Source organism: Corynebacterium auris, assembly GCF_030408575.1.
Lineage (GTDB): Bacteria > Actinomycetota > Actinomycetes > Mycobacteriales > Mycobacteriaceae > Corynebacterium > Corynebacterium auris.
Genome location: NZ_CP047047.1, coordinates 643,329 through 655,348 on the forward strand (window position 1 = coordinate 643,329; position 12,020 = coordinate 655,348).

Sequence of the window (12,020 nt, forward strand, 5' to 3'; positions counted from 1 at the left end):
AGCCTCGCGCAAAACGGTAGAGGGAGAGGCGCGCTAGCGCCGTGAAAGGGCCTCGAGTGCGGCTTCGTGCAGGTGCCCGTTGGTGGCCACGGCATCGCCGCCGTGGGGGCCATCGACACCTTCCAGCGAACTGAAGCGCCCGCCCGCCTCCTCTACCAAGACGGACAGGGCGGCGAGGTCCCACAGCGAGACCTCCGGTTCCGCGGCGATGTCCACGGCACCCTCGGCGACGAAGCAGTAAGACAGGAAGTCGCCGTAGCCGCGCAGCCGCCACGTCTTTTCCGTCAGGGCGAGGAAGTTTTCCTGCAGCCCGCGCTTGTCCCAGCCGGCGAGGGAGGACATGGACAGGGAGGCGTCGGAAAGCTCGGTGACGCCGGAGACGGCGAGCTGCTTCAGGGGCCCGCCGTTGAAGGTGCGCCACGCGCCGGTGCCGGAGGAGGCGTACCAGCGGCGGGCCAGGGCGGGCGCGGAGACGACCCCGACGACTGGGGTGGCGTCGACAAGCAATGCGATGAGCGTGGCGTAGACGGGAACGCCGCGCACGAAGTTCTTGGTGCCGTCGATGGGGTCGATGACCCACTGGCGGCCCTCGAAGGCGGCCTGGCCCCCGAACTCTTCGCCGATCACGGCGTCGGCGGGGCGGGCCTCGTCGAGTCGGGCGCGCAGGGCCTTCTCGACGGCAAGATCGGCGTCCGAGACCGGAGTCATGTCGGGTTTGGCCTCAATGTGCAGGTCGGCGGCCTCGAATCGGTCCAGGGTGATCGCGTCGGCGATATCGGCCAATTCGAGCGCGAGGGCGAGGTCGTCTGCGTAACTCGGGGTGTTAGACATGCCCGCCAAGCCTAGCCGCAATGTCCTCGACGATCTGGCGGTTGCCCGCGACGCACCAGGTCACCCCGCCGGCGTCGACCTTGATCGCAGCCCCTCCCGCCGCCTCGACCAGGGCCTTGCCGGGCAGCCAGTCCCAGTCCGCGACGCTGTGCTGCAGCCACGCGCCGAGCTGGCCGGAGGCGATGTTGGCCAGGTCAACCGAGCCGGCGCCGAGCATGCGCACCGTGGCCGCATCCCGCGCGGCGCGCAGCCACGTTTCGCGGATGGCGTCGTCGCGCATGGAGGTGGGGTGGAGGTAGGTGGCCAGGCCCTTTTCCTGCAGCGGTGCCTCCGGGAGCGGGGCGAGCGGTTCGCCATTGCGGGTGGCGGTGCCGTCTGCGGCGACCCAGGTGGTGTCCGTCGCCGGGCGGTGCACCGCGGAGAGCAAAATATCGTCGTCGCGGGTCAGCGCGACAGCGGAGCAGAAGTAGTCCGAGCCCTGGAGGAAGTTGAAGGTCCCGTCCACCGGGTCGATCACCCACACCCGCCCGCTCCGCGAGTCCCGTGAGGCACCTTCCTCTCCGAGGATGCCATCCTCCGGCCGCAGCGCGGCGAGCGCTTCGGCGACGAACTCCTCGGCGGCGCGGTCGGCGTCGCTGACCACGTCAGAGACGGAGGTTTTGTAGTCGGTCTCAAGACCCGCCGCGCGCATGCGCAGCGCGAGCGAGCCCGCGTGCGTGACCAGCGCGGCGGCGAGCTCTGCATCGGTGGAGGAGGAGTGGGCGCGGATGAACTCTCGGGAGGTTGGCATGATTCCCATTATGGGTGCTCCGCTACAGTGGGGCCTTATGCATCCCGAGACTTCTTCGCGCATTCAGGACCTCGATTCGACGTTGACGACGATTGAGAAGGTCATGGATCTTGACGCCCTCGGGGCGCGGGCGCGCGAGCTGGAGCAGCAGGCGGGGGATCCTTCCCTGTGGGACGACCCGGATCACGCGCAGAAAGTCACCACCGAGCTATCCAACGTCCAGGCCCGCCTGCGTAAGGTCACCTCCCTGCGCTCCCGGCTCGACGATCTCCCCGTCATGTACGAGCTCGCCGAGGAAGAAGGGGAGGCATCGCTTGCCGACGACGAACTCGCCGCCCTGGAAGAAGCGGTCTCCTCCCTGGAGGTCCAGACCATGCTCTCCGGCGAGTACGACGAGCGCGAGGCGGTGGTGAACATCCGCTCCGGCGCGGGCGGCGTCGACGCGGCCGACTGGGCTGAGATGCTCATGCGCATGTACGTGCGCTGGGCGGAAAAGAACGATCACAAGGTAGATGTGTACGACATCTCCTACGCGGAGGAGGCGGGCATCAAGTCCGCTACCTTCGTCGTCCATGGCGATTACATGTACGGCCAGCTCTCGGTGGAGCAGGGCGCGCACCGCCTGGTGCGCATTTCTCCCTTCGACAACCAGGGCCGCCGCCAAACCTCCTTCGCCGAGGTGGAGGTGCTGCCGGTGGTGGAGCAGACGGACCACATCGACATCCCAGATTCGGACATCCGCGTCGACGTCTACCGCTCCTCGGGCCCCGGCGGGCAGTCGGTGAACACCACCGACTCCGCCGTGCGCATCACTCACCTGCCCACCGGGATCGTGGTGACCTGCCAGAACGAGAAGTCGCAGATTCAAAACAAGGCCTCGGCGCTCAACGTGCTGCAGTCGAAGCTCCTGGAGCGCAAGCGCCAGGAGGAAAAGGCCGAGCTCGACGCCCTGGGCGCGGGCGGCAACGCCTCCTGGGGCAACCAGATGCGCTCCTACGTTTTGCACCCGTACCAAATGGTCAAGGACCTGCGGACGAACTACGAGGTGGGGGACCCGCAGAAGGTGCTCGACGGCGACATCGACGGCTTTTTGGAGTCCGGCATCCGCTGGCGTATGGCGGAGCAGCAGGAGAGCTAGCGGAGCTTCCTCATTGCGCTGCACACGCCTTCCGCGCGCCTGGTGTCGCCCCGCTTCTTAGGCGTCACGCAGGTCGATGCCCTTCGTCTCCGGCAGGATCTTCATGCTGACGAGGGTGAGAACGCACAGCACCACGACGTAGGTGCCGGAAATGTGCGTCAGGTCATGGGTGGTAAACCACTGGAAGATGTACGGGGCGGTACCGCCGAAGACAGCGACCGACAGCGAGTACGCGAAACCGATGCTGCTGGTGCGCTGTGAAGTGGGGAAGACTTCGGCCATCACCGGGGCAAGTAGCGCTCCGCCGGCCGCGACCGCGATGACGGCGGCGGTGGCGGAAACAAGCAACGTCCATGGCTGCGCGTCGATGAACCCCATCAGCGGGATTTGCAGGACGCCGACTGCGATGGCGAAGGTGTACATCACCGGTTTACGGCCGATGCGGTCGGACAGCGCGCCCCACAGGGGCAGGGCGATCAGACCGCAGGTCTGCGCGAAGACCGAGACCCAGTAGGCTCCCTGGGTGGACATGCCCTCGTGGGTGATGGCGTAGGTGGAGATGTAGGAGGTCCACGTGTAGTGGGCTGAGGTGACCCCGGAAACCATGCCGATGACCAGCAGGATGTTCACCCAGTTCGGGCGCTGCGGTGTCTTGGGGCGGGCTGCAGCGAGGTTGTCGTAGGAGTCAACGCCTCCTTCTTGGAGCTCCGCGAAGTGCTCGGATTCCTGCATATGGCGGCGCAGGTAGAGGGCAACGAGCGCCGCTGCTGCGCCCAGCCAGAACGGGATACGCCAGCCCCAAGCGCCGATTTGGTCGTCGCTAAGCACGAGCGTGATCACGCCGCCGAGCGTGTAGGCGATGACGGAGCCGCCGAAAATGGACATGTAGACCATCGATCCCCACATGCCGCGCCGGTTTTTTGGGGCGATCTCCGGGATGTAGCTGTTTGCGGTGGCGGACTCGCCCCCGTGGGCAAAGCCCTGCACCACTCGGGCGAAGAGCAGGACGACAGAGGCCCAGATGCCGATCTGCCCGTAGGTCGGCATGACGCCGATGAGCACTGCAGACAGCGCCATGATGACAATGGTGCTCAGGAGCACGTTCTTACGGCCCACCCGGTCGGCGATGCGCCCGAAGACGATGCCGCCCAGCGGGCGGACGAGGAAGCCGATAGCAAAGACCCCGAATGTGGAAAGTAGGGCCGAGGTGGGGTCCGTTTTGTCGAAGAAAGCTGCGGCAATGAATGGGGCGAAGACCGCGTAGGAGCTCCATTCGAACCACTCGAGCAGCTGGCCGATGAGGCTGGCGCCGAGGGACTTCTTGTCGGCGGGGCGTTCTGCCTCGATGTGTGTGGTGCCCATGTCGAAGCGCTGTGTGACGCTCATGTGTCCTCCTTTGGACGTCCTCTGGACGCCACGGTGTGTTTCGGCGGAACTGTATAGACCGCATCACTGTTATGTGACAAAAATGATTTATGTCACATTCTTGAGCTGGTTGCGCGTCTTTTTGGGGGGATAGGAAACCTTAGCGCCCGGAAATATTTCTACGTGCGCAAATGTGCGGACGAAGAGCCCTTCCGTGGCCCCTGCCCTACCCTAATGTGGGGGTGGACACCTCAGTTCGGCGGGGGGCAGTGAGTGTGATCCGACAACTTTGTTCCAGAATGAGTCGCGCATCACAGTTTTGTGCGCGTACATTTAGCGCAACGGCGGCTTGCCATTCGGCACTGCCCCGTCCGGCTTTTCCAAGGAGGAACCATGGCTGCACTCAGTCCGGAAGAACTGAGCACGGAAAGCCTCGCTGAAATTTTTGCCGCGGGTGGTCGACCCGCCGACAGCGAGCGCGAAATCAAGATCATCGACACCACGTTGCGCGATGCCCACCAGTCCATCTGGGCGACGCGCATGCGCACCGAACACATCCTCGAACTGCTTGACGACGTCACAAACGCTGGCTTCGAACACGTGGACCTGGTTGCTCCGATCCAGTTCGACGTGCCGGTGCGCTACCTCCGGGAAGACCCGTGGGAGCGCGTGCGCCTCGTTCACGAGAAAGCGGCGCCGGGAACGAAGTTTCGCGCGATGGTGCGCTCCCGCAACCTCGCATCCTTCGACTTCCTGCCGGACGACGTCATCCACACGTGGGTTGAACGCCTTTACGCCCACGGCTTCCGCGTCATCGGCGCCTTCGACGGGCTCAACGACATCGACAACATCGCGGACACCCTGATCCTGGCGAAGGAGCTTGGGGCCGAGACCTACGGCTGTTTGTCCTACTGCTTGAGCCCGGTACACACCGACCAGCTCTATATCGATAAAGCACAGGAGCTGGTGGAGCGCACGGATGTAGACCGCATCATGCTCAAGGACGCCGGCGGGCTGCTCACCCCGGACCGCATGAAGACGCTGATTCCGGCTATCCGCGGGGCGGTTGGGGATGAGCTGCCGCTGGAAATCCACACCCACTCACTGACCGGCCTGTCCCCGCTGACCTACATCTACGCGGCCGAGCTCGGGGCGGATTCGATCCACACCTCCATCGCCCCACTGGCAAATGGCCAGGGGCAGCCGGCGACGCAGGCACTCGCGCGCGACCTCCGCGCTCTCGGGTACACCGTCAACATTGACGACGAGCGCGTGGACAGCGCCAGCAAGAAGCTTGAGGCGATCGCGGAGCGCGAGGGCAAGCCTGTGGGAAAGCCCCGCGCTTTTGACGGCGTCCACTACATGCACCAGCTCCCGGGTGGGATGCTCACCAACTTCGAGTCCCAGCTGGCTACCGCCGGCCTGTCCGACAGGTTCGAGGACCTGCTCTATGAGACCGCCCGCGTCCGGCAGGAGCTGGCATATCCGATCATGATCACACCCTTCGCCCAGTTCGTGGGGACCCAGGCTGTGATGAACGTGATTTCCGGCGAGCGCTACTCGGTGGTGCCCAATGAGATCAAGAAGTATGCGCTCGGCTACTACGGCGAACCGCTCGCCCCGCTCGACCCAGAGGCGTTGGAAAAGATCAAGGCCAACGGGTCGTCCGAAATTAAAGAGGGCCGACCCGACCTCGAACCGGCCCTGCCGGGCCTGAAAGAGCAGTATCCGGACGACGACATCGATACGTTGCTGCTGCGCGCCAATATCCCGGGAAACAACGTGGATGAGATGCGGCGCTTTGTTGCCGAAGGCCGAGCTGGCCAGGGCGAAGGCGCGCCGGGCGGCGCGCTGACCAAGCTGGTGCAGCAGATCTACGACACCGCCACCACAGGCGTGTTCCGCCTCAAGACCAACGACCTCGAAATCAACCTCACCAAAAAAGGAGAGCAGTAAACGTGTCGCACCCCACCAACTTCAATGAACTGAAATCCCTCCTCGAGTGGGTTAAGCAATCCGGTGACCTCGAAGAGCTGAGCATCAAGTACGGCGATATCGAGCTGGCGATGTCCAAAACCCCGGGCGGGCTGAGCCGCCGCGCGGCTGCTCCGGCGGCGCCCGCTGCTCCCGCCCCGGACGCTCCCCGGGCTGAGCCTCCCGCCCCAACTCCCGCCCCAGCTACGCAGGAGGAGGCGCCCGCACGGCAGGCTCCCGCCGCGCCCACCGGCAGCGGTGTTGCGGTCACGGCGCCGATGGTGGGCACCTTCTACGCCGCTCCGAAGCCGGGCGCTGACCCGTTTGTAAAGGTCGGCGACGCCGTGGAGGTCGGGCAGGTGCTCTGCATCGTCGAGGTGATGAAGCTGATGAACAACATCGAGGCCAAAACCGCCGGAACCGTGACGGACATCCTCGTGGCCAACGAGGAAGCAGTCGAGCACGGCCAGACGCTCATGGTCATCGAGCCGAAGTAGGTCACTCATGGCGGATTCTGAAAAACTGCTGGACAGCGTGCTCATCGCCAACCGCGGGGAGATCGCGCTGCGCGTTATCCGAGCCTGCAAGGAGCTCGGCATCAAGAGCATCCTCGCGTACTCGGAGGGAGACCGGGACTCGCTGCCGGTGAGGGAGGCGGACAAGGCGGTGTGCGTCGGCCCGGCGAACGCGGCAAAAAGCTACAACAGCCCCGAGATGATCGTCTCGGCGGCGCTGGCGTTCAAGGCTGCCGCCATCCACCCCGGCTATGGTTTCCTTTCTGAGAAGGCCGACTTCGTCAAAATGGTCGAGGAAGAAAACATCGGCTTCGTCGGCCCATCGTCGGAGCACATCCGGCGTATGGGTGACAAGATTGAGGCGAAGAAAATCGCCCAGGCTGCCGGAGTACCCACCGTGCCGGGCTCAGACGGGGTAGTCACCGAGTTTGCCGAGGCCCTCGCCGTGGCCAAAGAAACTGGCTTCCCCCTCTTGATCAAGGCCGCAGCCGGCGGCGGTGGCCGCGGTATGCGCGTGGTGGAAGCGGAAGAGACGCTGGAAAAGGACCTCAACGAGATCATGAACGAGGCGCAATCGGCGTTTAACGACTCCTCGGTCTACATCGAGCGCTACCTCACCGATATTCGCCACATTGAGATCCAGGTGCTCGCGGACGGCGAAAATGCTATTGCACTCGGCGAGCGCGACTGTACGTCCCAGCGACGCAACCAGAAGCTCATCGAGGAGGCGCCCTCGCCCGCAATCGACGATGAGCTCCGGGCGGGCCTCCAGCAGGCCGCGATCAATCTGTGCAAGGAGGTGGGGTACACCAACGCCGGTACCGTCGAGTTTGTCTTCGATAACATCGAGCGCAAGTACTACTTCATCGAAATGAACACACGCATCCAGGTGGAGCACCCCGTGACGGAGATGATCACCGGCGTGGACCTGATCCAAGAGCAGCTGCGGATCGCCTCCGGGCAGAAGCTCAGGCTCACCCAGGACGACATCGGGATTCGCGGTCACGCGATCGAATGCCGCATCAATGCCGAGGACCCGAACGAAAACTTTGCCCCGCGCCCCGGCACCATCACCCACTACCGCGCCCCGGGCGGGTTCGGCGTGCGGATGGACACGCACATCGAGACGGGATACACCATTCCGCCCTTCTACGACTCGATGGTGGGCAAGCTAATCTGCTGGGCGGAGACGCGAGAGGATGCGATAGCGCGCACCCTGCGCGCCCTGGGCGAGCTCACAGTCGAGGGCGTCGTCACCACCGCACCGTTCCAGGCTCAGCTGATCGGCAGCGAGCAGTTTCGCAGCGGGGAGTTCAATACCGGCTACGTGGGCAAGATGCTGGAGAAGAAAGGCTAGGGGCCGGCCGGCGGGGTCATCCGCGCACGTTCTTCCACCTTTCCAGGGTGAGTGCCGGGGAATGGGAGCGGGAGACGCACGTGGCAAAGGCCCCGTTTTCGTGCTGCTCCTCCGTGAAGATGCTGTCGCGGTGGTCCGGGGTCCCGGCGATCACGCGCATGACACAGGTTCCGCAGGTTCCTTCGGCGCACTGCGACATGATCGGGACGCCCTCGTCCTCGAGCACGTCGAGGACGGACGTGCCCGCCGGCACGGTGTAGCTCTCCCCGTTGAGACTCACCTCGAAGGGGCCATCCGCGTGGTGGTTGCCCGCCAGTGTCTCCTGGGTAGCGCGAAAAGCCTCTACGTGGATGTTGGCTCGGGGGACGAAGGAAGCCGCAGCCTCGATAACGCCGTCCATGAATCCCTGCGGCCCGCACACGTAAAGATGAGTGCTCTCGGGCGCAACGCTAGATGCGTCGAGCACTTCCGCGATGTAGGCGGACTGCTTCTCGCGTTCACCAGAGGCGAAGATGCTGCGAGTCTGCCCGTGAAGGTAGGTGTCGATGAGATGGCGCATCAGAGCCCGTTCACGGCTGGACGCGAAGTAGAGGACCGCGTAGTCGGCCCGCTGGATCTGTAGTTCGCGGGCCAGTGAAAAGATGGGGGCAATTCCCACCCCGGCGCCCACGAGGACCGAGCGCTGAGCGCCCGTCGCCAAGCGGAAATTGCTTCGTGGCGGGAGGATGCGAACGGTGTCCCCCGGCTGGATTCTGTGCGCGGCGAGGGAGCCGCCGCGTGAATCGCGCTCGAGTGTCACCTCGATGCCGTACTGCGCGGGAGTCTGCCCCTCCGAGCCGAGGTGGTGCATGGGGAAAAGCGAGTATTGGCGGACAATCTCTACGCCATCGGGCGACCGCAGGAAAAAGTCGGCATGGCAGCCGGGCTCGTAGCCGGGGAGGGGAGAGCCGTCATCGGTTTCGAACGTGATGAGCACTACGCCGTGGGCGCGCTCGACATGGGTGGCTACGAGCTCGATATGAGCGCCACTGGGGCTGCGCCCTTGCCTGGCCTGCAAAGCTGCCTGGCGGTCGGCGGCGTTCGGGTCGGACCGGTCCCGAGTGGCCCGCAACAAGGACGAAAAACGCCCGATTCCTGCGCCGTGCCTCATGTGCCCTCCAGTGCGGAATGTTCGTGGCAATTGACCAGCGGAAGTGCTTGCCAAGACTATATGTAAGGGATACCATAACTCCACGGAAAAGTGATCTGCTACACAGCAGGGTTGATTCTGGCTCTGGGTAACAACAGCCGCTTTCCGTCCATCACATACTTCGCAGGCGGCGGCTGCGCACTGGGCCGGCGCCGGAAACGGGCCTTTCCCGAGGAAGGAAAAATATGACTGCCAGCACGGGTGTCTGGGACGGTCATTATCGTCTGCAGCAGAATCCGGAGATCCTTCCGATGTCGGATAACCCTTACGGGGATTTCCGCTACTTCTACCGCGATGGCATGCCGCTGCGCCCAGCTCCGAAACGTCGGACGCGCAAACCGGGGTGGGCTATTTTGCGCCGCAACCTCTTCGAAAAGTGGCACGCCGTCGCCTCTGAGTGGGAAGACTTCACAAGCTTTCAAGCAAAGCTTCTCGACGACCACATGTGGCAGACCGATGAGACCGGCTGGAAGCTTGCCGAGGCGTTCCGCCGAGACGGCGCAGCGAAGTCCCGCGCGGACTTCGAAAAGGCGCTGAACGAGGGGATCGACACCGTCGACGACCCCTCGCCTGAGCTCGTAGCCTTTTTCGCAGAGGTGGACAACATCCCGGACTGGATCGACCTGGAGGCCGCGGAGCGCGGACGCGTCGCCTACTACAACGTCACCCCGTCGGCGGAGCTGCTCTCCATTGCCTTTGCCTTCTGGGCCACGACGATGGAGGACCGCACCTCGGCGGCGACGGGTGAGACGGGAATGTTTGAGATCGAGTCCTTCACCCGCATCATCGAGACGGTGAAGTTCTTCGTCGACCTGGGCCGGGACGGCGTGTTCCACCGCTACAGCGACGGGCTGAAGGCGGCCGTGCGCGTGCGGCTTCTGCACGCGCAGGCCAACCGCGGCTTGGAAAAACTCTGGGGGCCCGAACACTACAACGAGTTCGGTCGGCCGATCGGGTCGTCTTTCCTTGTCTCGGGCGAGGGCTGGTTTGCCCTCATGCCCATCGGCGTGGATGAGTTCTTTGGTCGGCCCCACAGTGGGCAGGAGTGGGACGACGTCGCGATGTACTGGGCTTGGGTGCTCTACCTCATGGGGGCGGAGGAGCGCCTCATCCCGAAAACGGGTGATGAGATGCGCAAGATGACCGACTTTATCTACGCCAACGGCGGGTATTCCTCCGAGTACCACGTGCGCGTCGCTACCGCTTTGATGGGCATTCTCGAGGACTTGGATCCGAAGATGCCTGGGCAGGTGCTTGGCGCGCTGTCGCTGATCATTGGCGATGAGGACACGAAGTTCATGGTGAAGGGCTCCCGCTTTGAGGGGACTAAGTATCTGCACTGGAAGGTGCCGTTCTTGCTGAAAGCGAAGGCGGAGGCCGCCCTCTACCGGCTGCGGGATGCCCTGCCGGGCGCGTGGGCGGCGAAGGTAGCGAAGGCCGCCGACGGCAAGCCGCCGTGGTCAGACGTGTTCAAACAGATCGAGGATTACGTCGCGGAAAAGGCCCCGCACGTAAAGGCCGAATACACCCTGCACGACACCTCGAAGGAAGGCCTGCGTTAGCGCGCGGCGAGGACTCTACGGAAAAGAGGAAAACTATGACTGCGACACAGACATACACCGAACAGCCGCTGGCGCGGGACCACTACAACCGCGCGGACTGGCCAGCAGCTCGCGGTAGCCGCGAAGACTTCGTGGCGCGGTTCGGCGAGACGCGCGCTCGGCGGTTTGAGCAGGCGTTCTGGGCGATGGACCCCGTTGCGGACGCGCTATACACTAGCGGCAACAAGAGCAGGATTATCATGCCGAACCTGCGCGAGGCGCTGGCGCGGGGGGAGGCGGGCGAGGACACCCTGCCCGAAGTAAAGGCGCTTATCGACGACATGAATGCCGCCCTCGACGGGGTCGACTGGGAGCGCCTTGAGCGGGGGCAGAGGGCCGCGCTGGCAATCCCGGTTCTGGCGCAGAACCTCTCACTGGGGCCTGGGGCGCTGCTGCATACCTACTCCACGCCGCCGATCGCGAACATCCTCGTCAACACCGGCGAGCTGACCGAGGGGGCGGTACAGCGCCTCGCCTACACCACCAACTGGATCTACTCGGTGTATCTGAAGGACGGGTTGAAACCAGGCAGCGTGAGCTACATACATACCGGCATGGTCCGCGCCATGCACGCCCATGTGCGCCGCGTGCAAACGCAGCTCGGGCTAGACCATTCCGACTGGGGTGCGCCGATCAGTGAGCTAGACATGCTCCGCACGTGGTTCGACTTCACCTACATCGCCTTTACATACCTGCGCAATCTCGGTTACAGGCTGACCCTGGAGGAGGAGCAGGACCTGTTCTACCTCTGGAAGATTGTGGGCCTCATGCTGGGAATCCCGGGCGACATCCTGGAGCCGGAGACTGATATCGACGCCTCCCAGGAAACCATCGACGCGATCCACTTCGTGGGCGGCGATCCGAACGACGCCTCGCGAGCCCTCGTGCAGGCGCTGTTCAACGGGTTCCGCGTCAACGTCCAGTCCCTGTTGCCTTTCTCTGACGAGGCCGTCGAGGACTGGATGTACGCGGCCACCCGCATCATGCACGGGGATGCCGTAGCCGACGTGTTCGACGTCCCGCACGCCGCCTCGCGGCCGTTCACCGAGCTGGAGCTGCCTCTCGTGCAGCAGCGCTTCGACCTGTTGCGCGCCAACCCGCAGGCGCTGGGGGAGGAAGTGCAGAGAAATCACCAAGCATTGCTCGACGCGTTGACCCACGACACTCCCTACATGGGGCAAGACGAGGGCATAAAAATGAGTGATGGGTCATATCGGACCGCATCTTGAGTTATAGTTCACATCCAAGACCACTTTCCCT

The 12,020-nt window shown here is 64.1% G+C and carries 10 protein-coding genes; 6 read left to right on the forward strand and 4 right to left on the reverse strand.

Annotation, left to right across the window (positions count from 1 at the left end):
- Positions 1-33 precede the first annotated feature (33 nt).
- A complete protein-coding gene (gene hisN, locus CAURIS_RS03115) occupies positions 34-831 on the reverse strand; it encodes a histidinol-phosphatase (RefSeq protein ID WP_290342772.1) in 798 nt (265 codons plus the stop codon).
- The gene (locus tag CAURIS_RS03120; protein ID WP_435384020.1) at positions 824-1,621 is read right to left on the reverse strand and encodes an inositol monophosphatase family protein; all 798 of its coding nucleotides are present in this window, start codon (positions 1,619-1,621) and stop codon (positions 824-826) included. The genes hisN and CAURIS_RS03120 overlap by 8 nt, the downstream gene beginning before the upstream one ends.
- Positions 1,622-1,658: 37 nt before the next feature.
- Here CAURIS_RS03120 and prfB point away from each other — a divergent pair, with 37 nt between their 5' ends.
- Complete coding sequence (gene prfB / locus CAURIS_RS03125) at positions 1,659-2,759, forward strand: peptide chain release factor 2 (RefSeq protein WP_290342774.1); 1,101 nt, start codon at positions 1,659-1,661, stop codon at positions 2,757-2,759.
- A 57-nt stretch (positions 2,760-2,816) separates the two neighbouring features.
- Here prfB and CAURIS_RS03130 read toward each other — a convergent pair whose 3' ends face one another.
- Positions 2,817-4,145, reverse strand: coding sequence for an MFS transporter (locus CAURIS_RS03130; RefSeq protein ID WP_290342775.1), 1,329 nt, complete (start codon positions 4,143-4,145; stop codon positions 2,817-2,819).
- Positions 4,146-4,517: 372 nt separating this feature from the next.
- On the opposite strand from CAURIS_RS03130, the gene CAURIS_RS03135 reads away from it, so the two are divergent.
- From CAURIS_RS03135 to accC, 3 genes are read left to right on the forward strand one after another with little or no spacing between them, the layout of a single operon-like run.
- On the forward strand, positions 4,518-6,080 hold the full coding sequence (locus CAURIS_RS03135) for a hydroxymethylglutaryl-CoA lyase-like TIM-barrel protein (protein WP_290342776.1): 1,563 nt from the start codon (positions 4,518-4,520) through the stop codon (positions 6,078-6,080).
- Positions 6,081-6,082: 2 nt separating this feature from the next.
- Complete coding sequence (accB, locus tag CAURIS_RS03140) at positions 6,083-6,595, forward strand: acetyl-CoA carboxylase biotin carboxyl carrier protein (RefSeq protein ID WP_290342777.1); 513 nt, start codon at positions 6,083-6,085, stop codon at positions 6,593-6,595.
- A gap of 7 nt (positions 6,596-6,602) precedes the next feature.
- Positions 6,603-7,970 carry an acetyl-CoA carboxylase biotin carboxylase subunit gene (gene accC, locus CAURIS_RS03145; RefSeq protein ID WP_290342778.1) on the forward strand — a complete coding sequence of 456 codons (1,368 nt, stop codon included), beginning with the start codon at positions 6,603-6,605 and terminating at the stop codon, positions 7,968-7,970.
- A 16-nt stretch (positions 7,971-7,986) separates the two neighbouring features.
- On the opposite strand, the gene CAURIS_RS03150 is transcribed toward accC, so the two are convergent.
- Complete coding sequence (locus CAURIS_RS03150; RefSeq protein WP_290342779.1) at positions 7,987-8,946, reverse strand: PDR/VanB family oxidoreductase; 960 nt, start codon at positions 8,944-8,946, stop codon at positions 7,987-7,989.
- A gap of 398 nt (positions 8,947-9,344) precedes the next feature.
- Between CAURIS_RS03150 and CAURIS_RS03155 the strand changes: the two genes are divergently transcribed.
- On the forward strand, positions 9,345-10,721 hold the full coding sequence (locus tag CAURIS_RS03155) for an oxygenase MpaB family protein (protein ID WP_290342780.1): 1,377 nt from the start codon (positions 9,345-9,347) through the stop codon (positions 10,719-10,721).
- A gap of 35 nt (positions 10,722-10,756) precedes the next feature.
- Complete coding sequence (locus CAURIS_RS03160) at positions 10,757-11,989, forward strand: oxygenase MpaB family protein (RefSeq protein WP_290342781.1); 1,233 nt, start codon at positions 10,757-10,759, stop codon at positions 11,987-11,989.
- Positions 11,990-12,020 lie beyond the last annotated feature (31 nt).

Bases quoted from the DNA above. Each gene is read 5' to 3' on its own strand.
- hisN (WP_290342772.1), bottom strand. From the start codon at position 831: ATGTCTAACACCCCGAGTTACGCAGACGACCTCGCCCTCGCGCTCGAA.
- CAURIS_RS03120 (WP_435384020.1), bottom strand. From the start codon at position 1,621: ATGCCAACCTCCCGAGAGTTCATCCGCGCCCACTCCTCCTCCACCGAT.
- prfB (WP_290342774.1), top strand. From the start codon at position 1,659: ATGCATCCCGAGACTTCTTCGCGCATTCAGGACCTCGATTCGACGTTG.
- CAURIS_RS03130 (WP_290342775.1), bottom strand. From the start codon at position 4,145: ATGAGCGTCACACAGCGCTTCGACATGGGCACCACACACATCGAGGCA.
- CAURIS_RS03135 (WP_290342776.1), top strand. From the start codon at position 4,518: ATGGCTGCACTCAGTCCGGAAGAACTGAGCACGGAAAGCCTCGCTGAA.
- accC (WP_290342778.1), top strand. From the start codon at position 6,603: ATGGCGGATTCTGAAAAACTGCTGGACAGCGTGCTCATCGCCAACCGC.
- CAURIS_RS03155 (WP_290342780.1), top strand. From the start codon at position 9,345: ATGACTGCCAGCACGGGTGTCTGGGACGGTCATTATCGTCTGCAGCAG.
- CAURIS_RS03160 (WP_290342781.1), top strand. From the start codon at position 10,757: ATGACTGCGACACAGACATACACCGAACAGCCGCTGGCGCGGGACCAC.